The organism is Sphingomonas sp. 8AM (assembly GCF_902506455.1).
Lineage (GTDB): Bacteria > Pseudomonadota > Alphaproteobacteria > Sphingomonadales > Sphingomonadaceae > Sphingomonas.
On record NZ_LR733844.1, the window covers coordinates 569,097 to 589,743 of the forward strand.

Consider the following 20,647-nt stretch of genomic DNA (forward strand, 5'->3'; position numbering starts at 1 on the left):
TGCTCGGGACCGATCGATGCGCGCGTTTCCAGGATCGTCTTGGGCGTTTCGTGTCGAGTACCCGTCCCGTTCGTCACCCCGGATCACGTTCGGTATGACTGAAAAGACAGGAGATCGGCAATCATAAACTTGCTCTTGTCCGACCCGACAACTCCCGCCCGCCACCAGTCTTCGTCATCCCGGACTTGATCCGGGATCCCGCTTTTCGCCTCGGCCTCCCAAAAGAAGCTGCTCCCCGGATCAAGTCCGGGGCGACGAGAAGGAGATGAGACTGACTGAAACGGCAGCAACCCGACGCTCCGCGGTAGATGGCGACTGGCTCTACAGCGCCTTTGCGGCGTCCAGCACCGTCGCGGCGTGCCCCGGCACCTTCACCTTGCGCCACGCCTGAACGAGCTTCCCATCGCGATCGAACAGGAACGTCGCCCGCTCAATGCCCATATAGGTCTTGCCGTAGAGCTGCTTCTCGCCCCACACGCCAAACGCCTCGGTGACGCTGCCGTCGAGGTCGCTGGCGAGCATGACGGTCAGCGCATGTTTGTCGCGGAACTTCGCGTGTTTGGCGACCGTGTCGCGCGACACCCCCAGCACCGTCGCCCCGGCGACGGCAAAGTCGTTGGTCAGCGACGAGAAGTCCTGCGCCTCGCGTGTGCAGCCCGGCGTATCGTCCTTGGGGTAGAAATAGACGACCAGCGGACGCGGCAGATCGTGCAGCCGCAACGGCGCGCCATCGGCGCCGGTAGCGATCACGTCCGGGAGGGTGTCCATGCGATGCTCTCCTGCCAGCTTGCCGCGACGCTCTCGCGCACCCTCGTCAGCGTGGCAAGCACCGTGTCCCAATCGCGCAGCAGCACCGCGCGCGCGATCAGCGCGCGCGTCACCGCCGCGGCGGGTTCCTGCGCATCGGGGGCGATCAGCCGGACCGTGACGAGCAACCGGCCGAGCAGGTCATAGGCCGCGCGCAGTTCCGGCGCGAACACCCCGGCGGCGATCAGCACGTCGATCGCCGCGCCGAGTTCCGGCGTGAAGGCGATGCGGCGCGTCAGCTGCGCGACATGCACCGCAAACTCCAGATCGACGAGCCCGCCCGGCAACAGCTTGGCATCGAGCGGCCCCTGCGGCGGCTTGTGCTGCGCCATCTCGGCGCGCATTGCCGCGGCATCGGCAGCGATATCGTGTTCCGCGCGCTCGCCGTTCAGCACGCGCGCGACGATCGCCTCGACCGCGGCCCGCGCCGCCGGACTGCCATAGATGGCGCGCGCGCGGGTCAGCGCCATATGCTCCCACGTCCAGGCTTCCTCGCGCTGGTAGCGTGCAAAGGAGTGGAGGCTGACCACGAGGGGCCCTTGCGCGCCCGACGGTCGCAGCCGCGTATCGACCTGATACAGCGGCCCCGCCGCGGTCGGCACCGACAGCGCTGCGGTCACACGTTGCGCCAGCCGCGTGAAATAGAGCGTCGCGCCCAGCGGCTTCGCGCCGTCAGACTCGGCGGAGAAATCGCCGGTAAACAAATAGATCAGGTCGAGATCGGACGCATGGGTCAGCGCCGCGCCGCCCAGCCGCCCAAGTGCGAGGATCACCAGCTCGCCGCCGGGCACGCGCCCGTGCACCTCCTCGAACGGCGCAACGGTGGCTGCGGTCAGCACCTTCACCGCCGCTTCCGCAACGCGCGCATACCCCGCTGCGACATCGAGCGGATCGGCGCGCCCGGCGACGATCTGCGTGCCCAGCGCAAACTGCCGGTCGCCGACGAAGCGGCGCACATGGTCGAGGATCGCCTGATAGTCTGCGCCCTGCTCGGTCGCGCGCATCTGCGCCATCAGCGCCGGAACGTCACCGACCGGATCGAACGCGCTCGCGTCGATCAGCCCGTCGAGCAGATCGGGTCGCCGCGCCAGCGCCTCGGCCAGGGTCGGCGCATGGCTGAGGATCTCGGCGAGCAACGTCGCCAGTGCCGGTCGCGCCTCCAGCAAGCGAAAGATATTGATCGCGCTCGGCAATCGCTCCAGCAACCGGTCAAGCCGGTTGAGCGCCATCAACGGCACCGGCGCCTGCGCCAGCGCTTCGACCAGGCCGGGCAGCACCGCCTCCAGCGCGCTTTGTGCCGCGCCGCTGCGCAACGCAGGGTAGCGCGCCTCGCGCCACGCGACGATCCGGCGCGCGGCATCGTCGGTCTCGGCAAAGCCGGCCGCGGCAAGATAATCGCCCAGCCGGCCCGCGTCGTGCGGCACCGCGGCGGTGGGCGCTGGCGCGAGCCGGTCGAACGTCGCAGCCACCTGTTCGACATGCGGGCGGAGCAGGTCGAGCAGTGCCGCGCCGTCGGCCAGCCCGTGCAGCCGCGCGACCCGATCAAGCCCGTCGCCGGTCGGCAGCGCATGGGTCTGCCGGTCGTCGATCATCTGGATGCGATGCTCGATCGTCCGCAGCAGCGTATAGGCCGCCGTCAGCGCGCGTGCGTCCGCGGGATCAATGCGCCCCGCCGCGGCCAGCGCCGCCAGCGCGTCACGCGTGGCGGGCGCGCGCAGCGCCGCATCACGCCCGCCATGGATCAGCTGGTGAATCTGCGCGAAGAACTCGATCTCGCGGATCCCGCCGCGCCCGCGCTTCAGGTCGTAACCGGGGCCGAACGCCTGCCCCTGTGCGTAATGGTCCCGAATGCGCCGGGTGATGTCGAGGATTTCGCCGACTGCGCCGAAGTCGAGGCTGCGCCGCCAGATGAACGGCCGGATCGTATCGAGGAACTGCTGGCCAAGGGCGCGGTCGCCCGCCGCTGCCCGCGCGCGGATGAAAGCGGCGCGTTCCCACGGCAGCGCCTGCGACTCATAATAAACGATCGCCGCATCGATCGGGATCACGATCGGAGTCGCTTCGGGCGACGGCCGCAGCCGCAGGTCGACGCGCAGGACATAGCCATCGGCATCCCGCGCCTGCAGAAGTTCGAGCACGCGCCGACCGATCCGCACCGCGGCGTCGGCGACATCCTCGCGCGGACGGTGCGGCAACGTCCGTGGGTCGTAGATCAGGATCGGGTCGATGTCCGACGAATAGTTGAGTTCGCGGCTGCCCTGCTTGCCCAGCGCGATCGCGGCAAAGCCTTGCACCATGGCGTCGGGCGTCCGCTCGGTGATCGCCGCCGTGATCGCGCGGTCGAGCGCCGAGTCCGCGAAGTCGGTCAGCGCCGCCGTCACGCCGGTCAGATCGAGCGCCCCCGCCAGATCGCCCTCGGCGACCTGCAGCGCCAGCTGCCGCCGCTCCAGTCGCAGCCGCTTGCCAAGCGGCAGATCGTCCGCGGAAAGCGCGGCGGCGGTCACCGCCTCGCGCGCGATCAGGCCGTCCAGAAATGGCGCAAAACGGGCGGCGCGAGCCCGCGCGTCGGTGACAGCTTCTGTCATACGGGCGCAACCTTAGCGAAAAAGCGGCGTTGCGACACCATGGCTCAAGACGCGACCTCCAACGGCATCCCTCCGCACGGCGCCTATGCCGTGCGCGATCCGCACGCCGCGGACGCGCTGGCCACGCCGTTGCGGGCGGCGTTCCGCAGGGAGGCGAAGATGCCGTGCGAGATCGAGGCATGTCTCGACCAGTTGCGGCGTGTACGTTTCCGCGGCTGATTGACCATTCCGTCATTGCGAGCATAGCGACGCAATGACGGATGTCGATTAAGCGTCGCGATCCCGGCTGAGTTCGTCGACCTCGCTCATGATCGAATCGAGCGTCGAGCGCTCGGTATCGACCTCGTGATCGCGCCGCGACGACAGCGCGCTGCCGGCCATCAACGCCTCGAGCGCCACGCGACCGCGCGCCACCCGGCTCTTGATCGTACCGACCGCCACGCCGCAGATCTCGGCCGCTTCTTCATAGGCGAACCCGCCAGCGCCAACGAGGATCAGCGCCTCCCGCTGCGGCTGCGGCAGGTGCATCAGCGCACGTTGCATATCCGCCAGTTCGACGTGCTTGTCCTGGCTGGCGGGCGCAGCGAGCACGCGATCCGCGACCAGATCGTCCCATTCGCCTTTGAAGCGCGCCCGGCGCATCTGGCTGAGGAACAGGTTGCGCAGGATGATGAAGGTCCACGCGCGCATATTGGTGCCGGCCTGGAAGCGCTTGCGCGCCGCCCATGCCTTCAGCAGGGTTTCCTGCACCAGATCATCTGCCAGATCGCGATTGCCCGACAAAGAACGCCCGAAGGCGCGCAGATGCGGGATCACCAGCGCCAGCTGCTTCTTGAACTCCGGGTCGGAGAGCGCGACGTGCTCGACCGGCGCCGTCTCCGGCGCGTCGTCTGCGAGCGTATTGGATTGGGTCATGCCGCTCCGTTATGCTGGATCGGCGCCCGGCTGGCGCCCGTCCGAGCCGTAAAGATAGGTATCGTCCGGCCGCTTGGCCAGTCCGTGCATCAACATCGACGCGTCAGGAAAGAAGGAGGGCAGCGAAGATCGCTATCACCAGCAGCAGCGACGCTGCCAGAATGTACCGCGTCATCCCGGGCGTACTGCCCGCCCGCGCTTCGTCGGTTTCCAGATGAATGCGCTCGTTTTCGTCTGCCATAAGCGGTGTAACCCCTTAGAACCGTTTTGGGTCCGTATCGAAGACGGACCCGCAACAGGATGCCGGATCGTATGGCAGCGCCACGATCAGGCCGGAACCGTGCTCTCGTCGAAGAACAGCGCCTGGCTGATCGCCGCCTTTACCGTCGACCGCTGGAACGGCTTCGTGATGAGGAAGGTCGGTTCGGGCCGCTCGCCGGTCAGCAACCGCTCCGGGAAAGCGGTGATGAAGATCACCGGCACGTTGAACTCGGCAAGGATGTCCTTGACCGCATCGATCCCCGAGCTGTCGTCGGCGAGCTGGATGTCGGCGAGCACCAGACCTGGGCGATCTTCCATCGCCAGCGCCACCGCCTCGTCGCGGGTCACCGCCACGCCGGTGACCTCGTGTCCGAGATCGCGGACGATCGATTCGATGTCCATCGCGATGATCGGCTCGTCCTCGATGATGAGCACACGCGCGCGGGTCTGCTTCTCGATCTCCGCGAGCGCTTCGGCGACCAGCGCGTCGACCTCGGCAGGTTCGACCTCGATCAGATAGGCCGCATCCTCGGGGGTGAAGCCTTCCATCGCGGTCAGCAGCAGCGCCTGCCGCGACAACGGCGTCATTCGCGACAGCCGCGCGCGCGCCACCGCTTCCTGATCCTCGGCCGGCATCTCGTCGGCGGTCTCGTCGAAATTGGCTGAATTCCAGATCGCCTGGAAGGTACGATACAGCCCGAGCCGCGGATCGACGTCACGCGGAAATTCCTCCGGCGCGGCCACGATCGCTTCCAGCGTGGCGCGCACATACCGGTCGCCCTGCGCCTGGCTGCCCGTCAGCGCGCGACCATAGCGGCGCAGGAACGGAAGGTGCGGCGCGAGTTGTTGTCCGAGCGACATGTGTAGAAAACCCTCCCTGCGGCGCGGCTCCGGCCGCCACCGCCGATACCCAATAGGCGTGCACGTCATGACAGGTCGCAGATGATACCCCCCGACCGCCGATTTTCGTCGCACCCGCATGGAACCAACGATGCCGGATTTGGTTTCATGGCTCATACGTGCATTACGCGCTTGTCCGGCTGTGGCGTTCGTCCGAGGAACGTCCTGCGGTGCTGTATTGTCCCGTCTGGGGCGCCGATGGTCGGACTGTCTTAGGGGGTTTACGTTGACGTCGGATAAGGAAGCGCCTGAACAGTCGAAAAAGGGCACCGCGGCTCAGTCGAAGAACCGCGACATGGGATCGGCGTTGCGCTCCGTCTATCAGAAGACCGTGGAAGAGACGGTTCCGGACGATCTGCTCTCCTTGCTTGGCAAGCTAGACTGACGCGACGTGGCGACCCTTCCCGCGGCTGACGCCCCCCGGCCCGCCGCGGGGCGTCTGGATATGATTTCGCGTTGGCCGACCGGGGCCAAGCTGTTCCTGATCCTCAGCATCGCGCTGCTGCCACTCGCCCTGATCGCGATTTTCGCCACGCTGCGCGTTACGCAGATCGCCGACACGGAGCTTCGCTCGCACCTGCGCGTCGCCGCATCCGAATCGAGCCGCGCGATCGCGATCGAACTGGTCGGCGACATGACAGCGCTCCGCGTCGCGGTCGACGCACTGACCGCCGACCGCGGCGACGCACCCAGTTGCGCCCGCGCGCAGGGCGTCTTCGCGCAGCAATCGGCGGCGGGCACCGGCTTCGTGATCCTCGACCGCCGCGGTCGCGCGATCTGCGGGGAGCCATTCCCCGGCGCCGCCGCCTTCGCACGCCAGTCCGCGACCGATGCGGTCAGCGCCCGGATTGTCGAGAAGCGCGGCGTGATGCTCCGGTTCGCCGGGCGCAGCGACGGGCTGACCGCCGCCGCCTATTTCCCCGCACCCTTCCTTTCACAGATCAGCCAGCCAAGCGGCTTCGCCCCGGATTACGGGCTGATGCTGGCGCTCGGCGACGAGCGACTGGAACTCGACCCGCTGGCGCGCGAAAGCGCATTGGAGCGGCGGGAGACGATCCGCAGCGACCTCGGTATCGCCGGGCTCGCGCTGGAAATGCAGGTGCGCAGCGCGCCGATCGGCTCGCCGCTGCTGATCGCCCTGACCTTCCCGCTGCTGATGTGGGCAGCGGCGGCTGCGATCAGCTGGTTCGTGGTTGACCGCCTGCTGATCGCACCACTGCGCGCCCTCCGCGGCAGCATCGCCGCCTATGCGCCGGGCGATCAGCCGGATCCCGCGATGCTGCGCGCGCTGCCGGCGCAGGAGATCCGCGATCTCGGCGACACGTTCCGCGCGCTCAGCCGTACCGTCGCGATCCACGAGGCCGGACTGGCCGACGGCCTGATGCGGCAGACCAAGTTGACGCGGGAGGTGCATCACCGCGTCAAGAACAACCTCCAGGTGATCTCCAGCCTCATCAACTTCCACGCGCGCGGCGCCCGCAGCACCGAGGCGACGCAGGCCTATGCGTCGATCCAGCGCCGCGTCGACGCACTCGCGGTCGTCCACCGCTATCATTTCGCAGAGATGGAAGAGAACCGCGGCGTTGGGCTGCGCGCGGTGCTGGGGGAGCTGGCGTCGAGCATCCGTGCCACCGCACCCGAAGGTGCGCGCGTCGGGATCGTGCTCGACATCGATACCTTCTACGTCACGCAGGACGTTGCTGTGGCGGTGGCCTTTCTCGTCACCGAGCTGGTCGAGCTGGCGATGACCTGCCTTGGTGAGACGCAAGTGCGGATCACGCTCAAGCCGCTCGACGATCCGCAGCGCGCGCTACTGCGGCTGTCGTCACGCGCGCTGGTCGACAGCGATCCGCTGCGCGAGGGGCTCAAACACCGCTATGGCCGTGTAATTGAGGGACTGACGCGGCAGCTGCGCTCGACCTTGCAGCATGATCCGCTGACCGGCGCCTATGAGATTGCGATTGCCGTCACCGGCCGCGAATGACGTTGTAAATTTTTTCTGAGATATTCGAGCCGATGCGGAACCCCGCTCCCGCATTGTCGTTCTCACCTTCGGACAGCGGCTATACGCCCCCCCGCTTACGCTGTCCAAGACATGGGCCCGAAAGCATCCACCCTCCCCCCCGGTGATGCTTTCGGGCCTTATTCGTTTCTCCCCAGCGGCTTGTGACTGACGCGGAACGAAGCGCGACGGTCGGCATTGTGCGATGTGTATCTAGGGAGACCGTTCAATGCGTAAGGTTCTGACAGCGGCAGTGCTCGCGGGCGCGGTACTGGTCTCGGCATGCAACACCGTCAGCGGCGTCGGCAAGGACGTGTCGTCGGCGGGCGATGCGGTCGCCGGGGCTGCCGACAAGAACAAATAAGCTTCGTCACGACGACGTCGAAACGGGCGGCTCGTCGATGACGGGCTGCCCTTTTTCGTACCCGCGCCGCTCTCACGACCGCCGGCCGTTCCCCCGCCGTCCGGACGTGATCCGGAGTCCCGCTGCCGCCCGAGCGCCGTCAGCAGCGCTCCCCCTGACCAGGTTCGGGATAACGGGGGAGTTCAGGCTGGCGCGTTCGTCATCACGGTCGCATGACCGCGAAACGCACGGTCACTCAGCGGCGGCGGTGGCGACTTCCTCGCGTGCGCGTTTGCGTTCGGTGAACCAGATGCCGATGATCGCAGCCTCGTAGAGGATCACCAGCGGTATCGCGAGCAACAGCTGCGACCCGACGTCGGGCGGGGTGAGCACCGCAGCGATCGCGAACGCGCCGACGATCGCGTAGCGGCGCGCACCGATCAGTTGCTTGCGCGTGACGATCCCGCCGCGCTCCAGCAGCATCAGCAGCACCGGCAACAGGAACGCGGCGCCGAACCCGAACAGGAATTGCATGACGAAGCTGAGGTAATTGCCGATCGCCGGCAGCGCCTGCTGCTGCACGCCGCCGATCATTCCCGAATAACCGAGCAGGAAATGCAGCGCCATCGGGATCGCGATATAATAAGCCATCGCCGCGCCCATGAGGAACAGCACCGGCGTGGCGAGCAGGAATGGCAGCAACGCGCGCCGCTCTTTCCGATACAGCCCCGGTGCGACGAACTGCCATAATTGATTGGCGATCACCGGAAAGGCGATCATCATCGCCGAGAAGAACGCGACCTTCACCTGGACGAAGAACGCCTCGAAGATCTGCGTGTAGATCACCGTCTTCTGACCGGCGTGCAGCAGCGGCTGGACGAGGAAAGCAAAAATGTTTTCCGCGAAATACCAGCAGACGAAGAAGGCCAGCAACACCGCCACGATGCAGTAAAGCAGCCGCCGGCGCAGCTCGAGCAAATGATCGAGCAACGGCGCGCGCGAGTCTTCCAGTTCGTCGACGATCTCGGTCACGATGCAGCCTTGTCCTGAACCACGCGCCCGTCGGCGGCATGATGATCGTCGTTGCGCGGCGCGGTGACGTCATGGGGAGCAACCGGCGCCGCGGTGTCGGGCACGACATGCGGCTTCTCGACCATCACCGGCTGTTGCACGGGGTCGTCTAGCGGCGTGACGGGATCCGCCGATACCGGGTCAGCGACAGAGGCGTGATCGGGCAGCGCCGGGGTCGCGGGTGGCGGCGGCGCGAAGGGATGCTCGCGCATGATCCGCTCGTTCTCCGCCTTCCACTTCTTTTCCATTTCCTCCAGCTCGGCCTCGCGCACCATCTCGTCGAAGCCGTTGCGGAACTGGCGACCGACCGCGCGCGCGCGGCCGACCCAATAGCCGAGCACCCGCATCGCCTTCGGCAGGTCCTTGGGGCCGATCACCACCAGCGCGACAAACGCGACCAGCAGGAATTCGGAGGGAGCGATGTCGAACATTCAGCGCGCGCCGGATCGGGTGCAGGGGCTCAGCGCCGTTCCTCGCGCACCGGCTCGGCATCGCGGTCGAACGCCGGCTCGGCGTGGCTCTTGGCCTCGATCCGCGGCTTCGGACGCGCATCGTCCTCGTCCTCTTCGGCCATGCCCTTCTTGAAGTTCTTCACACCCTTGGCGACGTCGCCCATCAGGTTCGAAAAACGCCCGCCGCCCAGCAGCAGGATCGCGACCACCGCGAGGATGAGGATATGCGGAAGGCTGAAACTGCCCATGACGAAATCTCCTAAGGTGCAACGGTATCTAGTCTTCCTCGGCGGCGTTTTCCACCGCGAGTTGATCGAAGGCGAGATCGACCGGGTCGAGCAGCCCGGCGGCACGCAGATCGTCGACGCCGGGAAGGTCGCGACGGCTCCTGAGCCCGAAATGTGACAGAAATGCAGGGGTTGTCGCGAACATCAGCGGTCGCCCCGGCACCTCGCGCCGCCCCGCCGGGCGAATCCACCCTGCCTCCATCAGCACGTCGAGTGTCCCACGCGCGGTCTGCACGCCGCGGATCGCCTCGATCTCGGCGCGCGTGACCGGCTCATGATAGGCGATGATCGCCAGCGTCTCGATGCCGGCGCGGCTGAGTCGCCGAACCTCGTCGCGGCCGCGCCGCAGCAAATGCGCGAGATCGGCGGCCGTCTGAAAATGCCAGCGTCCGCCGCGTTCGACCAGCTCGAACCCCCGCCCACGATAATGGACCGTCAGCCGGTCAAGTGCGCCGGCGACATCGCCGTCGCCGGCATGGGCGCGGATCGCGTCGCGGGTCAGCGGCTCGGTCGCGGCAAACAGCACCGCCTCGACCGCGCGGTCGAAATCGTCGCTCACGAGGCCGCCCGACGCAGGTAAAGCGGTGCGAACGGCGCTTCCTGCTGCAACTCGGCGCGCCCCTGCCGCGCTAATTCGAGCACCGCAAGGAAACTGGACGCCAAACTCGAGCGACGCAGCCGCGGGTTCGGTGTCTCGGGAAGGAACCGCTCGATCTCGCGCCAGTCGATCGCGGCACCCAGCAACCCTGCGATGCGTGCCAACGCCGCCTCCAGCGTCACCACCTCGCGATCCCGGACCACATGCAGCGCCGGCCTCGTCCGCGCCTTCACTTGCCCGTAAGCCGCGAGCAGATCGTAATATTCCACTTCCCAGAACGACTTGCGGACGACGTGCAAGCCCTCCGGCGTCCCACGCCGGAAAACGTCCCGGCCCAGCCGGTCCCGTGCCATCAGCCGCCCCCCCGCCTCCCGCATCGCGTCGAGCCGTTCCAGCCGCAATTGCAATCGGATAGCGAGATCCTCGACATCCGGTTCCACCTCGGGGTCGCGCGGCAGCAGCAGCGCTGATTTGAGGTACGCAAGCCACGCCGCCATCACGAGATAATCGGCGGCGAGTTCCAGTTGAAGCACCCGCGCTCGCTCGACATAGCCGAGATATTGCTCGACCAGTTGCAGGATCGATATATCGCGCAGATCCACCTTCTGGGCGCGGGCCAGCGACAGCAATAGGTCGAGCGGCCCTTCGAACCCGTCGAGATCGAGCGTCAGCTGTTCGGGCGCCGCATCGGTCATGCTGCCCGCAGATCAATTACATAGGCCACGCGCGGAGACTGGCATAACCCGCCGCTCGCGGCCAGAGGGGTTCAGCGCCGGCCGCGCGGCCGGAACGCGCCGTCCGGGCGAGGCGTACGGACACCGTCCGCGCGGTTCTGCCGACGCAAGTCACGGTAATCGCGGCGAACATCGCTGCGATAGTCGTGCCGCGCCGCACGGCGCTCTTGCCGTAACTGGTCGCGGGTCAGGCGACCATCGCGATATTGCTGCCGGTCCGCCCGGACGTCGCCCCGGTAATCGCGGCGCTCCCGGCGCACGTCACGACCGAAATCGCGCCAGTTGGAGCGCACGTCGCGGTCACCGTAGCCGGCGCGGCGCTGCGCCCAATAGCGTTGCTGACGGTCGTTCCACGGATAGGCGCGGCGGTAGCGATCGTATACATAGCCGCCGGTGCCGGGATAATAATAATTGTCGTACCAGCCGTAATAGCCGGAGCCATAGCCGCCGGCATAATAAGCATCGTCGTAATAGCCGGTACCAAGCCCGACCCCCGAATAGCCGTATCCGTCGGTACAGGCGGCGGTCGCCAGCGACAGCCCACCCAACAGCCCGATCAGCAGCACCCGTGGCGCAAACATCGTGGCATCTCCTCACATGGAGCAAGGCAGCAAAACGCGCCGCCAATCACGATCAACGAGGGGAAGGTGGCGCGGTTCCGGCGCGCCGCTCAGTGACCCGGGAAAGCGACCAGCGACGTCACCGCGATCTTCTCGGCGCGGAGCAGGTCGGCGCCACCGAGATCAGGCAGGTCGACGACGAACTGCGCCTGCTCGACCACCGCGCCGGCCTTGCGCAGCAGCCGCACCGCGGCGCGCGCGGTGCCGCCGGTGGCGATCAGGTCGTCGACCAGCAGCACGCGCGCGCCCGGCGCACAGGCGTCGGCGTGGATCGCGATCCGGTCGGTGCCATATTCCAGCGCATAATCCTCGGCGATCGTCGCGCCGGGCAGCTTCCCGTCCTTGCGGATCAGCAGCACGCCCGCCTGCAACGGGATCGCCAACGCCGCGGCAAAGAGGAACCCGCGCGCCTCGACTCCCGCGACGAGATCGACCGGACCCTCGACCGCCGCGCCCATCCGCGCGACGCAGGTCGCAAGCCCTTGCGGCGAGAGCAAGAGCGTCGTGATGTCGCGGAACTGGATGCCCGGCTTGGGGAAGTCGGGGATGGTGCGGATCAGTGCCTTGAGATCGTCGTTCATGCGTCCCGCCTACACGAAAACGGCGACCGGGGGAGTGCCCGGTCGCCGCGTCCGATTGGTCGATGTCACGCCGTAGCGAGTGCCGATCCTGCTCGCGCAGGGCCGGCCTGCCCGCTCAATGCTTTATGTCGCGCCACACGTTCTGGTACGCGCCCCACGTCAGATAGACGAAGATCAGCAGGAAAATCACTACCGCGATACCCGCTGCGTGGCGCGCCTCGAGGTTGGGCTCGGCGGTCCAGGTCAGGAACGCCGCAACGTCGCGCGCCATCTGGTCCTTGGTGGCCTTCGTACCGTCCGAATAGGTCACCTGCCCGTCCGAGGTGATCGGCGGCGGCATCGCGATGTTAAGGTTCGCGAAATACGGATTGTAGTGCAGCCCCTCCGGCGTCTTGGCGTCCGGGAATTCACGCAGCAGCTCGGCCGGCTGGTCGCGATAGCCCGTGATCAGCGCATGGACGTAGTTCGAACCGTCCTCGCGCGCCTTGGTCATCAGCGACAGATCCGGCGGCAGCGCATTGTTGTTCGCCGCGCGCGCCGCGACCTCGTTGGCGAAGGGCGACGGGAAGTGATCCGACGCCAGGTTCTTGCGAGTCGCCGCCTCGCCCGTCTCCGGGTTCACGCTCGGCTGCTCGATCACCCACTGCGTGGCGATCGCCTTCACCTCGGCCTCGTTATAGCCGATCTTCTGCAGGTCGCGGAACGAGACGTACTTCAGCGAGTGACAGGCGGCACAGACTTCCTTGTAGACCTGGAAGCCGCGCTGCAGCTGCGCACGGTCGAACTTTCCGAACATCCCCGCCGAGGACAGCTTGATGTCCTCGGGATGCTGGTGGAACGCATGTTCGGCGGTGTGCGGTGCCGGGTTCTGGATCGCGTCCTTCGCGGTGAAGAAGAGCGCCAGCGCCAGCACGAAGACGAATCCCGCGCCGACCAGCAGTGAAATGAGACGAACCATATTCTGTCGAATCCCCTCTTCGTCTCTGTCTCAGCTCGCCATCGCGGTTTGCGCGGGGCTGGTGCCACCATGCTTCGCCAGCACCGCCTCGGTGATCGAGTTCGGCAGCGAGCGTGGACGCTCGGCCGCCGACACCAGCGGCAGGATGATGAGGAAGTGCGCGAAATAATAACCCGCCGCGATCTGGCCCATCATCACGTTGCGCGCGCTCGCCTCCGCCCCGCCGACATAGCCGAGCACCAGCACGTCGAGCAGCAGCACGAGCAGGAACCAGCGGTAGGTCGGACGGTAGTTGGCGGAGCGCACCGGCGAGGCATCCAGCCACGGCAGGAAGAACAGCAGCAGGATCGAACCGAACATCGCCAGCACGCCCCACAGCTTGGCCGGCAGGATGAAGTCCGCCGTGAAGCTCTTCAGGATCGCGTAGAACGGCAGGAAGTACCATTCGGGGACGATGTGCGCCGGGGTCGAGAGCGGGTTCGCCTCGATGTAATTGTCCGGGTGGCCCAGCAGGTTCGGCGAGAAGAACACGAACAGCGCGAAGATCAGGAAGAACACGCCGACGCCGACGCCGTCCTTCGCGGTGTAATAGGGGTGGAACGGCACCGTGTCCTGCTCGCCCTTCACGTCGACGCCGGTCGGATTGTTCGACCCCGGAATGTGCAGCGCCCAGATGTGGAGGATGATGACCCCCGCGATCACGAACGGCAGCAGATAGTGGAGCGAGAAGAAACGGTTGAGCGCGGCATTGTCGGGCGCGAACCCGCCGAGCAGCCACACGCGGATCGTTTCGCCAACCAGGGGAATCGCCGAGAAGAAGCCGGTGATGACCTGCGCGCCCCAGAAGCTCATCTGCCCCCAGGGGAGCACATAGCCCATGAACGCGGTCGCCATCATCAGCAGGAAGATGACGACGCCGAGCAGCCACACCATCTCGCGCGGTGCCTTGTACGACCCGTAATAGAGCCCGCGGCCGATGTGGATGTAGACCACCGCGAGGAACATCGACGCGCCATTGGCGTGCGCATAGCGCAGGAACCAGCCGGCGTTGACGTCGCGCATGATGCTTTCGACCGAGCCGAACGCGACCCCGGCATTGGCGGCATAATGCATCGCCAGCACCACGCCGGTGACGATCTGCAGCACCAGCGCCGCGCCCGCGAGCACGCCGAAGTTCCAGAAATAGTTGAGGTTACGCGGCACGGGATAACCAGCGCCGATCGCGTTGTAGACGAGGCGCGGCAACGGCAGCTTCTCGTCCATCCAGCGCATCAGCGGCGCCTTCGGCTCGTAATGCTTGGCCCAGGGAAAGCTCATTTCTCTATCTCCCCTCAGCCGACCGTGACGACGGTGTCGGAATTGAACGTATAGTCTGGCACATGCAGGTTCTGCGGCGCCGGCCCCTGCCGGATGCGACCGGCGGTGTCATAGGCCGAGCCGTGGCACGGGCAGAAATAGCCGCCGAACGGTCCCTTGTTCTCGCCCTCGCCCGCGCCCAGCGGCACGCAGCCGAGGTGCGTGCAGACGCCGAGCGTGATGAGCCAGTTCTTCTTGCCCGCCTTGGTCCGCTCTTCCAGCGTCTGCGGATCGCGCAGCGAGGCGACGTCGACCGCATCGGCCTCGCCGATCTCCTTCGGCGTCAGGTTGCGGACGAACAGCGGCTGCTTGCGGAAGCTGGCCTTGATCGCCTGTCCCGGCGCAATCTTGGAAATGTCGATCTCGGTGGTGGACTGCGCCAGCACGTCGGCCGACGGGTTCATCTGGTTGATCAGCGGCAGGACGATCGCGACCGCGCCGACCCCGGCGAACGACACCGCGGCGATGTTGATAAAGTCGCGGCGGCGCGGATCGTGCGCTTCCTCATGATAAGGCGCGGGATCTTCGCCGAGGGGGATTTCCTGCTCTGCCATCGCCATTCGCGTCACACCTCTGCCCGTTCCTCTGTCCGGCGGGTGGCTGATGCCGCGTGCGACACTGTTGCTCCCCGCCTGTGGCCTGCCCGTCCCCACGGCGGCCTTTCCGGCCTGATAGCCGTGCCCTCGCCGCTTTGCCAACAGCATTTTGCGTCGGTAAGGACCGCACTGATGCGGATCGCGCTGTACCAACCGGACATTGCGGGCAACGTCGGCACGCTGCTGCGGCTTGGCGCGTGCCTCGGCGTGGCGGTCGATCTGATCGAGCCGATGGGTTTTCCGTGGAGCGATCGGGCGCTGGCGCGCTCGGGAATGGACTATGCCGGCAAGGTCGAGGTTCGCCGTCACGTCGACTGGGACGCGTTCCTCGCCGCCAGTGCCGGCCGGATCGTGCTGGCGACCACCACCGGCGCGGCGCCGCTGACCGACGCGCGCTTCGCGAGCGATGACATTTTGTTGCTGGGCAGCGAGGGTGCCGGCGTGCCCGCCAACGTGCACGACCGCGCCGACCTGCGCGTGCGCGTGCCGATGCGCGCCGGGCTGCGCTCGCTCAACGTCGCGGTGGCGGGGGCGATGCTGCTGGGTGAGGCGCTGCGTCAGACGGACGGCTGGCCGGCCGCGTAGCGCGTGCGACCGCGCCGAGCACGTGCGCGAGCAGGCCGTCGGCGTCGTGGTGGAGGTTATGCCCGCCCGGCATCGCGATGATCGTCGCGCCGGGGACGCGCAGCTTCGGGCAGAGGCTGTCGTCCTCCTCGTCGCCGTAGATGCAGGTCAGCGGTGCCCAGGTCAGCGTGTTGCCCGTCTCCACCCCCATACTATCGGGCGTGCCGCGATAGACCCAGCCGGTCGGATCGGCGCGGAAGAACACCGTCTCCCCCGGCAGGATCAGCACGACACCGGCGACGTGCGCGCGCAGGTTGTCGGGCAGATGCGCCAGCCCGGTCTGGACGATGTCCGCGCCATAGGATTGCCCCATCACCACCACGCGCTGCTGCCCGGTGCGCTTCAGCGCGGTGCGCACCGCATCGGCGACGAACGCATCGACCTCCGCGCGGGTGCGGCGGAACCGGAAGAAGACCGGCGAGGACACGCCCAGCACCGTGACGCGATGCTCGGTCAGCCCACGCGAGGTCGAGGCGCCCAGCAGGAAGCGCAGCCCCATGTCGCCGGAAATGTTGACGACCGCGATCGGTCGCGCGGGTGGCTGCGCCGGATAGAGATGGTACGGATCGCGATCGAAATAGCCGCCTGCCGCCACCAGGGCGCAGACGAAGGCGGAGCTGACCGCGGTCACGCGCACCCCGCGCCAGAAGGATTTGGCGTTCATGCGCGCCGCTCTGCCATCGCCGCTGCGCCTTGGCCAGCGCGCACCGACGCGCTAGGCCGGTGACATGATGACGCTGGATGACGAACAGACCGCCGCGCGCGCCTGGTTCGAGGAGTTGCGCGACCGGATCTGCGCGGAGTTCGAGGCGATCGAGCGCGAGGCCGGGTCCGACGCCGGGTTCGACTATACGCCTTGGGATCGCGTGGACCCCGGCGGCCTGCCCGGCGGTGGCGGGGTGCGCGGCGTGATGAAGGGCCGCGTGTTCGAGAAGGTCGGGGTCAACGTGTCCACCGTCGGCGGCACCTTCGAGGGTGAGTTCGGCAAGACGATCCACGGCGCGGGCGACGATCCGCGCTTCTTTGCGACCGGGATCAGCCTCGTCGCGCATATGGCAAACCCGCACGTGCCCGCGGTGCATATGAACACGCGCTTCCTCGTGACGACGAAGCGCTGGTTCGGGGGCGGCGCGGACCTCAACCCGCCGCTGCCGATCGCCGCGGATACCGAGGATTTTCACGCGACGCTGGCGCGCGCCTGCGACGCGCACGACCCGGATCATTATCCACGGTTCAGGAAGTGGGCCGACGACTATTTCTACATTCCGCACCGGCAGGTGCATCGCGGGGTCGGCGGGATCTTCTACGATCATCTCGAGGGTGAGTTCGCGCGCAACTTCGCGTTCACGCAGGATGTCGGACGCGCCTTCCTCGACGCCTATCCCCGCATCGTGCGGCGGCGGATGGACATGCCGTTCAGCGAGGCCGACGTCGCCGAGCAGCGCGCGTGGCGCGGCCGCTACGCCGAGTTCAACCTCGTCTACGATCGCGGCACGTTGTTCGGGCTCAAGACCGGCGGCAACATCGACGCGATCCTGATGAGCCTGCCCCCGGTCGCGACCTGGGCGTGACGGTGTCGGGGCTGACCACCTTGCGCGACGAGCAGGTCGCGACGATCGTGACGACGCTGGTGATGACCGAGCGGCCACGCCGGCGCGCGCTGCCGGATACTATGCTGCGGCTGGTCCGCTGGGAAAGGCCCTCGCCTGACAAATACCGCGCCTTGTTCCGCCGTGTCGGCGCACGCTGGCTGTGGTTCTCGCGGCTGGTCATGGACGATGCCGCGCTCCTTGCGATCGTCCACGATCCGGCGGTCGAGGTCTATGCCGCGGTCGATCGCGCCGGGATCGAGGTCGGGATGCTCGAGCTGGACTTCCGTCACGCGGCGGCGTGCGAGATCGGCTATTTCGCGCTGGTCCCCGAACTGGCGGGGCGCGGGCTCGGGCGGTGGCTGATGGCGCAGGCGCTGGGGCTCGCGTGGCGACGCGGCATCGAACGGGTGTGGCTGCACACCTGCACGCTCGACCATCCGCACGCGCTCGGCTTCTACCGTGCGCAGGGCTTCGTCGCGACCAAGCGGACGATCGAGACGTTCACCGATCCGCGCGTGCTCGGCGTGCTTCCCGCCGACGCCGCGCCTCAGGTGCCCTTGCTGGCGCGGACGCGGTAGGCGACGACGCCGAGCAGGAGCGTCGCAGTCGCATAGCCCGCGCCGATCGCGGCGATCAGCGCATCGACCAGCGCGAGCGCCAGCGGATTGCCCGCGCCGCTGCGCAGCGATTCGTCAGCGAGCAACAGCGGCGACACCGCCAGCCATTGCGCGAGAAACAGCGTGACCAGCGCGCCGGTCAGCGCGCGATCGAGCCCCTTGGTCATCTTCCAGCTGAGCCGCAGTGAGGCGAGCGGCCGCAGCGCCGGGTGGCGGGCCATCGCCGGCACCGCGACGATCAGCCGGGCCTGCACGTACAGACCCGGCAGCACCAGCATCCACAACCCCATGGCGACCGGCACCGCGATCGCCGCGGTCACGATCGTGAACGCCACCAGCCGGACGATCGCCTGTCCCAGCGCCTGCCCCACCGTCAGCCGATCCGGCTCTAGCAGGAACAATGCGATCGCCGCCAACCCGAAGGTGCCGATCAACTCGGCGAGCAGGAACCAGACGCCGTTGCCCTGACCCCACAAGGCGACGGCGTTGAGCCACGCCTGCATGATCGCCTCGTCGCGCGGGCCCGCCGGAAGTGGCGGCACCGGGTCGCACAGCAACAAGGCCGCGAACGACGGCAGGAAGACGAACGTGCCGATGACCGGCAGCAGCAACACCGCATCGCGCCGGAACAGTCGCCAGACGACCGACAGCAATCCTGCGAATCCGATCGTCATGCCAGCGGCGCCAGCCGTTGCTCGCGCTCGATCGCGGCGACATAGAAGCGCGCGTAGAACACGCTCTGCACCATCGTCGCACCCGCGGAGATCAACGTGCGGACCACCGCCACGACGAAGGCGACGCCGCCCGGCGCGTCGCCGCCCAGCACCAGCCGCGCGATCACCCCCACGACCGACGTGGCCGCGAGCATCGCGACGGTGGTCAGCACGAAATACAGGATCAGCACGCCGATCAGCTTCAGCGTTGATCCGCTGGTCAGCGTCAGGCTGCGCCGCAACGCGCCGAACCCGCGACGTTCGTTGACGACGATCCCGAACAGCGGCACGATCCGCGCGCTCAGCCATAGTCCGAACAGCGCCGCCAGCAGGACAAGCAACCCTGCACCTGCGGTATAGCCCGGTGCGGCGTGCGACATGTCGAGCGTGCCGGCGCCGCTCAGCGTCGCGCCCGACAGCCTGAACAACACCCCCGCCGGGATGAAGAGCGCAATCGCCGCGATGACCAGTGCGGTCAGTACACCGAGCGCCGGCAGCAGCCGCTGCCCCGCGATCCGCAGCCCCTGTGTCCGATCGACCGCCGGATCGCTCGCTACTGCCGTTATCGCCAGCACGCCGAGCACCAGCAACACCAGGGTGGCGAAGCGGATCAGCGGCACCGCCGCCACGAACGGGTCGGACACGGGCACGATCGTGCCGAGCGCGCCCACGACGATCCCCGGCAGGACCAGCGTCAGCAACACGATGCCCGTCAGGATCGCCGTGCGTCCGCGCAGGACGTCCACCGTCCGGTCCCACACGTCGCCGATCCTGACCATCGCCACCTCTATGCCGCCCGCGGTTGCACCCCGTTCGGGGCGTAGGGACAGTTCCGTCGCTCGGCAATGGCCGTCGTCGGTGCCGCCGGCTTGCCAAGCGCCCGGATGGTCCGCATCTGTGCCGCGTGGACACGAACGTAGAAACGGGGGTCACCGGCCCCGACGGGATCGAATGGCGGCTGACGCCGGGGCTGACCGATTATGCCGCCGCGCTCGCCGAAATGGAGGCGCGCGCCGCGGCGGTCGCCGCCGGCGAGGCGCGCGAGCTGGTGTGGCTGCTCGAACATCCGCCGGTCTATACCGCGGGCACCAGCGCCGACCCCAGCGAGCTGGTCGACCCACGCTTTCCGGTCGTTCCGGCCGGGCGCGGCGGGCGCTACACCTATCATGGGCCGGGACAACGTGTCGGCTATCTGGTGCTGGATCTCAACAGGCGCGGGCGCGACGTGCGCTGCTTCGTCCATGCGGTCGAAGGCTGGGTGATCGCGGCGCTCGCGCGGATCGGGATCGCGGCGTTCCGCGCGCCGGGGCGGATCGGGATCTGGACGATCGACGCCGCGGGGCAGGAAGCGAAGATAGGCGCGATCGGCATCCGCGTGCGGCGATGGGTGACGCTGCATGGCTTTTCGGTTAATCTTTCGCCGGATCTGCAACACTTTACCGGGATCGTTCCCTGCGGTCTGGCCGAATATCCGGTGACCAGCGCAGCAGCGCTGGGGATAAGTTCGGACCCTGCAACCTTCGACGCCGCTCTGGCGTTCACCGTCGACGCCTTTCTCAATAGCCTGACTTGTGCTGGTGAAAACGAGACTTGAGGGGCCGATCATCTGTGATTAATGTCCATGTCGGTTTGGGAACAAAACAACGGCCGCTGGGTCGCCAAATCCACAGTCTAGGGAGCAATTTCATGCGTGCAGTCATCACCAAGTTCGTGGCCGGCTCGGCACTCGCGGCGGCCGCTCTCGCGGTTTCGGCGTGCGGTTCGAAGACCGAAGGCACCGAGAACACCATGGTCACCGACATGAACGCCACCGAGGGCATGGACACCATGACCGACAACATGACCGCCGTCGACGGCGCCATGAACGGCGGGATGATGGCCAACGACACCTCCATGAGCAACGACATGATGATGTCGAACATGGGTGGCATGTCGAACGCGATGTAATCTGCCGCATTGGCGATTGTATCCGAAAGGCCGTTCGGGAAACCGGGCGGCCTTTCTCTTTGCAGCAACGAACCGTTACGCGACGCCA

Annotated in this window: 27 protein-coding genes; 9 read left to right on the forward strand and 18 right to left on the reverse strand. The window is 67.2% G+C overall.

Annotation, left to right across the window (positions count from 1 at the left end):
- Positions 1-321: 321 nt before the first annotated feature.
- A complete protein-coding gene (locus tag BACI71_RS02880; protein WP_159754789.1) occupies positions 322-768 on the reverse strand; it encodes a peroxiredoxin in 447 nt (148 codons plus the stop codon).
- The gene (locus BACI71_RS02885) at positions 747-3,392 is read right to left on the reverse strand and encodes a bifunctional [glutamine synthetase] adenylyltransferase/[glutamine synthetase]-adenylyl-L-tyrosine phosphorylase (protein ID WP_159754792.1); all 2,646 of its coding nucleotides are present in this window, start codon (positions 3,390-3,392) and stop codon (positions 747-749) included. The genes BACI71_RS02880 and BACI71_RS02885 overlap by 22 nt, the downstream gene beginning before the upstream one ends.
- Positions 3,393-3,431: 39 nt before the next feature.
- Here BACI71_RS02885 and BACI71_RS02890 point away from each other — a divergent pair, with 39 nt between their 5' ends.
- Positions 3,432-3,611 (forward strand): hypothetical protein, encoded by a 180-nt coding sequence (locus BACI71_RS02890; protein ID WP_159754795.1) that lies wholly within the window; start codon positions 3,432-3,434, stop codon positions 3,609-3,611.
- Positions 3,612-3,659: 48 nt separating this feature from the next.
- Here BACI71_RS02890 and BACI71_RS02895 read toward each other — a convergent pair whose 3' ends face one another.
- The 3 genes from BACI71_RS02895 to BACI71_RS02905 form a co-directional block, all read right to left on the reverse strand.
- Positions 3,660-4,307, reverse strand: a complete 648-nt coding sequence (locus BACI71_RS02895) for a sigma-70 family RNA polymerase sigma factor (protein ID WP_159754798.1) — start codon at positions 4,305-4,307, stop codon at positions 3,660-3,662.
- Between the two features lie 103 nt (positions 4,308-4,410).
- The gene (locus BACI71_RS02900; protein ID WP_201297277.1) at positions 4,411-4,548 is read right to left on the reverse strand and encodes a hypothetical protein; all 138 of its coding nucleotides are present in this window, start codon (positions 4,546-4,548) and stop codon (positions 4,411-4,413) included.
- An 86-nt stretch (positions 4,549-4,634) separates the two neighbouring features.
- The gene (locus tag BACI71_RS02905) at positions 4,635-5,429 is read right to left on the reverse strand and encodes a response regulator (protein ID WP_159754801.1); all 795 of its coding nucleotides are present in this window, start codon (positions 5,427-5,429) and stop codon (positions 4,635-4,637) included.
- Between the two features lie 265 nt (positions 5,430-5,694).
- On the opposite strand from BACI71_RS02905, the gene BACI71_RS17815 reads away from it, so the two are divergent.
- The 3 genes from BACI71_RS17815 to BACI71_RS02920 all read left to right on the forward strand — a co-directional run bounded on the left by BACI71_RS17815 (position 5,695) and on the right by BACI71_RS02920 (position 7,834).
- Positions 5,695-5,853 (forward strand): NepR family anti-sigma factor, encoded by a 159-nt coding sequence (locus BACI71_RS17815; protein WP_236552787.1) that lies wholly within the window; start codon positions 5,695-5,697, stop codon positions 5,851-5,853.
- 60 nt (positions 5,854-5,913) lie between these two features.
- Complete coding sequence (locus tag BACI71_RS02915) at positions 5,914-7,452, forward strand: sensor histidine kinase (protein WP_201297278.1); 1,539 nt, start codon at positions 5,914-5,916, stop codon at positions 7,450-7,452.
- A 247-nt stretch (positions 7,453-7,699) separates the two neighbouring features.
- Positions 7,700-7,834, forward strand: coding sequence for an entericidin A/B family lipoprotein (locus tag BACI71_RS02920; RefSeq protein ID WP_159754804.1), 135 nt, complete (start codon positions 7,700-7,702; stop codon positions 7,832-7,834).
- A 231-nt stretch (positions 7,835-8,065) separates the two neighbouring features.
- On the opposite strand, the gene tatC is transcribed toward BACI71_RS02920, so the two are convergent.
- From tatC to petA, 10 genes are all read right to left on the reverse strand, one after another.
- On the reverse strand, positions 8,066-8,836 hold the full coding sequence (gene tatC, locus BACI71_RS02925; RefSeq protein WP_159760788.1) for a twin-arginine translocase subunit TatC: 771 nt from the start codon (positions 8,834-8,836) through the stop codon (positions 8,066-8,068).
- Between the two features lie 5 nt (positions 8,837-8,841).
- Positions 8,842-9,315, reverse strand: a complete 474-nt coding sequence (gene tatB / locus BACI71_RS02930) for a Sec-independent protein translocase protein TatB (RefSeq protein ID WP_159754807.1) — start codon at positions 9,313-9,315, stop codon at positions 8,842-8,844.
- A 29-nt stretch (positions 9,316-9,344) separates the two neighbouring features.
- Positions 9,345-9,584 (reverse strand): twin-arginine translocase TatA/TatE family subunit, encoded by a 240-nt coding sequence (locus tag BACI71_RS02935; protein ID WP_028965102.1) that lies wholly within the window; start codon positions 9,582-9,584, stop codon positions 9,345-9,347.
- Positions 9,585-9,612: 28 nt separating this feature from the next.
- Complete coding sequence (gene scpB / locus BACI71_RS02940; RefSeq protein WP_159754810.1) at positions 9,613-10,182, reverse strand: SMC-Scp complex subunit ScpB; 570 nt, start codon at positions 10,180-10,182, stop codon at positions 9,613-9,615.
- Entirely contained in the window at positions 10,179-10,916 is a 738-nt protein-coding gene (locus BACI71_RS02945) for a segregation and condensation protein A (RefSeq protein WP_159754813.1), read from the reverse strand. The genes scpB and BACI71_RS02945 overlap by 4 nt, the downstream gene beginning before the upstream one ends.
- Positions 10,917-10,987: 71 nt before the next feature.
- Positions 10,988-11,536, reverse strand: a complete 549-nt coding sequence (locus BACI71_RS02950) for a peptidase (RefSeq protein WP_159754816.1) — start codon at positions 11,534-11,536, stop codon at positions 10,988-10,990.
- Between the two features lie 89 nt (positions 11,537-11,625).
- Entirely contained in the window at positions 11,626-12,156 is a 531-nt protein-coding gene (locus BACI71_RS02955) for an adenine phosphoribosyltransferase (protein WP_159754818.1), read from the reverse strand.
- Positions 12,157-12,271: 115 nt separating this feature from the next.
- Positions 12,272-13,114 carry a cytochrome c1 gene (locus BACI71_RS02960; protein ID WP_159754820.1) on the reverse strand — a complete coding sequence of 281 codons (843 nt, stop codon included), beginning with the start codon at positions 13,112-13,114 and terminating at the stop codon, positions 12,272-12,274.
- Between the two features lie 30 nt (positions 13,115-13,144).
- Positions 13,145-14,431 (reverse strand): cytochrome b, encoded by a 1,287-nt coding sequence (locus BACI71_RS02965; protein ID WP_159754822.1) that lies wholly within the window; start codon positions 14,429-14,431, stop codon positions 13,145-13,147.
- Between the two features lie 14 nt (positions 14,432-14,445).
- Positions 14,446-15,024 carry a ubiquinol-cytochrome c reductase iron-sulfur subunit gene (gene petA, locus BACI71_RS02970; protein WP_376699661.1) on the reverse strand — a complete coding sequence of 193 codons (579 nt, stop codon included), beginning with the start codon at positions 15,022-15,024 and terminating at the stop codon, positions 14,446-14,448.
- A 174-nt stretch (positions 15,025-15,198) separates the two neighbouring features.
- On the opposite strand from petA, the gene BACI71_RS02975 reads away from it, so the two are divergent.
- The gene (locus BACI71_RS02975) at positions 15,199-15,651 is read left to right on the forward strand and encodes a tRNA (cytidine(34)-2'-O)-methyltransferase (protein ID WP_159754824.1); all 453 of its coding nucleotides are present in this window, start codon (positions 15,199-15,201) and stop codon (positions 15,649-15,651) included.
- Here BACI71_RS02975 and BACI71_RS02980 read toward each other — a convergent pair.
- Positions 15,578-16,354, reverse strand: a complete 777-nt coding sequence (locus BACI71_RS02980; RefSeq protein WP_159754826.1) for an AcvB/VirJ family lysyl-phosphatidylglycerol hydrolase — start codon at positions 16,352-16,354, stop codon at positions 15,578-15,580. The two genes, BACI71_RS02975 and BACI71_RS02980, sit on opposite strands and share 74 nt — an antisense overlap.
- A 64-nt stretch (positions 16,355-16,418) precedes the next feature.
- On the opposite strand from BACI71_RS02980, the gene hemF reads away from it, so the two are divergent.
- Positions 16,419-17,261: an oxygen-dependent coproporphyrinogen oxidase gene (gene hemF, locus BACI71_RS02985; RefSeq protein ID WP_159754828.1), complete on the forward strand. Its 843-nt coding sequence runs from the start codon at positions 16,419-16,421 to the stop codon at positions 17,259-17,261.
- Between the two features lie 62 nt (positions 17,262-17,323).
- Complete coding sequence (locus BACI71_RS02990) at positions 17,324-17,860, forward strand: GNAT family N-acetyltransferase (protein ID WP_159760790.1); 537 nt, start codon at positions 17,324-17,326, stop codon at positions 17,858-17,860.
- Here BACI71_RS02990 and BACI71_RS02995 read toward each other — a convergent pair.
- Entirely contained in the window at positions 17,830-18,573 is a 744-nt protein-coding gene (locus tag BACI71_RS02995) for a hypothetical protein (protein ID WP_159754830.1), read from the reverse strand. The two genes, BACI71_RS02990 and BACI71_RS02995, sit on opposite strands and share 31 nt — an antisense overlap.
- On the reverse strand, positions 18,570-19,391 hold the full coding sequence (locus BACI71_RS03000; protein WP_159754832.1) for a glycerophosphoryl diester phosphodiesterase membrane domain-containing protein: 822 nt from the start codon (positions 19,389-19,391) through the stop codon (positions 18,570-18,572). Before BACI71_RS03000 ends, BACI71_RS02995 begins: the two co-directional genes overlap by 4 nt.
- A gap of 125 nt (positions 19,392-19,516) precedes the next feature.
- Between BACI71_RS03000 and lipB the strand changes: the two genes are divergently transcribed.
- Both lipB and BACI71_RS03010 read left to right on the forward strand, forming a co-directional pair.
- Positions 19,517-20,206 (forward strand): lipoyl(octanoyl) transferase LipB, encoded by a 690-nt coding sequence (lipB, locus tag BACI71_RS03005; RefSeq protein WP_159754835.1) that lies wholly within the window; start codon positions 19,517-19,519, stop codon positions 20,204-20,206.
- A 92-nt stretch (positions 20,207-20,298) separates the two neighbouring features.
- A complete protein-coding gene (locus BACI71_RS03010; protein WP_028965089.1) occupies positions 20,299-20,559 on the forward strand; it encodes a hypothetical protein in 261 nt (86 codons plus the stop codon).
- Positions 20,560-20,647: the final 88 nt, after the last annotated feature.

Bases quoted from the DNA above. Each gene is read 5' to 3' on its own strand.
- BACI71_RS02900 (WP_201297277.1), bottom strand. From the start codon at position 4,548: ATGGCAGACGAAAACGAGCGCATTCATCTGGAAACCGACGAAGCGCGG.
- tatB (WP_159754807.1), bottom strand. From the start codon at position 9,315: ATGTTCGACATCGCTCCCTCCGAATTCCTGCTGGTCGCGTTTGTCGCG.
- BACI71_RS02950 (WP_159754816.1), bottom strand. From the start codon at position 11,536: ATGTTTGCGCCACGGGTGCTGCTGATCGGGCTGTTGGGTGGGCTGTCG.
- BACI71_RS02905 (WP_159754801.1), bottom strand. From the start codon at position 5,429: ATGTCGCTCGGACAACAACTCGCGCCGCACCTTCCGTTCCTGCGCCGC.
- BACI71_RS02890 (WP_159754795.1), top strand. From the start codon at position 3,432: ATGGCTCAAGACGCGACCTCCAACGGCATCCCTCCGCACGGCGCCTAT.
- BACI71_RS02995 (WP_159754830.1), bottom strand. From the start codon at position 18,573: ATGACGATCGGATTCGCAGGATTGCTGTCGGTCGTCTGGCGACTGTTC.
- petA (WP_376699661.1), bottom strand. From the start codon at position 15,024: ATGGCAGAGCAGGAAATCCCCCTCGGCGAAGATCCCGCGCCTTATCAT.
- BACI71_RS02980 (WP_159754826.1), bottom strand. From the start codon at position 16,354: ATGAACGCCAAATCCTTCTGGCGCGGGGTGCGCGTGACCGCGGTCAGC.
- BACI71_RS02895 (WP_159754798.1), bottom strand. From the start codon at position 4,307: ATGACCCAATCCAATACGCTCGCAGACGACGCGCCGGAGACGGCGCCG.
- BACI71_RS02885 (WP_159754792.1), bottom strand. From the start codon at position 3,392: ATGACAGAAGCTGTCACCGACGCGCGGGCTCGCGCCGCCCGTTTTGCG.
- BACI71_RS02915 (WP_201297278.1), top strand. From the start codon at position 5,914: ATGATTTCGCGTTGGCCGACCGGGGCCAAGCTGTTCCTGATCCTCAGC.
- BACI71_RS02960 (WP_159754820.1), bottom strand. From the start codon at position 13,114: ATGGTTCGTCTCATTTCACTGCTGGTCGGCGCGGGATTCGTCTTCGTG.
- hemF (WP_159754828.1), top strand. From the start codon at position 16,419: ATGATGACGCTGGATGACGAACAGACCGCCGCGCGCGCCTGGTTCGAG.
- BACI71_RS03000 (WP_159754832.1), bottom strand. From the start codon at position 19,391: ATGGTCAGGATCGGCGACGTGTGGGACCGGACGGTGGACGTCCTGCGC.
- BACI71_RS02955 (WP_159754818.1), bottom strand. From the start codon at position 12,156: ATGAACGACGATCTCAAGGCACTGATCCGCACCATCCCCGACTTCCCC.
- BACI71_RS03010 (WP_028965089.1), top strand. From the start codon at position 20,299: ATGCGTGCAGTCATCACCAAGTTCGTGGCCGGCTCGGCACTCGCGGCG.
- BACI71_RS02880 (WP_159754789.1), bottom strand. From the start codon at position 768: ATGGACACCCTCCCGGACGTGATCGCTACCGGCGCCGATGGCGCGCCG.
- BACI71_RS02920 (WP_159754804.1), top strand. From the start codon at position 7,700: ATGCGTAAGGTTCTGACAGCGGCAGTGCTCGCGGGCGCGGTACTGGTC.
- BACI71_RS02975 (WP_159754824.1), top strand. From the start codon at position 15,199: ATGCGGATCGCGCTGTACCAACCGGACATTGCGGGCAACGTCGGCACG.
- BACI71_RS02945 (WP_159754813.1), bottom strand. From the start codon at position 10,916: ATGACCGATGCGGCGCCCGAACAGCTGACGCTCGATCTCGACGGGTTC.
- BACI71_RS02935 (WP_028965102.1), bottom strand. From the start codon at position 9,584: ATGGGCAGTTTCAGCCTTCCGCATATCCTCATCCTCGCGGTGGTCGCG.
- BACI71_RS02990 (WP_159760790.1), top strand. From the start codon at position 17,324: ATGACCGAGCGGCCACGCCGGCGCGCGCTGCCGGATACTATGCTGCGG.
- BACI71_RS02965 (WP_159754822.1), bottom strand. From the start codon at position 14,431: ATGAGCTTTCCCTGGGCCAAGCATTACGAGCCGAAGGCGCCGCTGATG.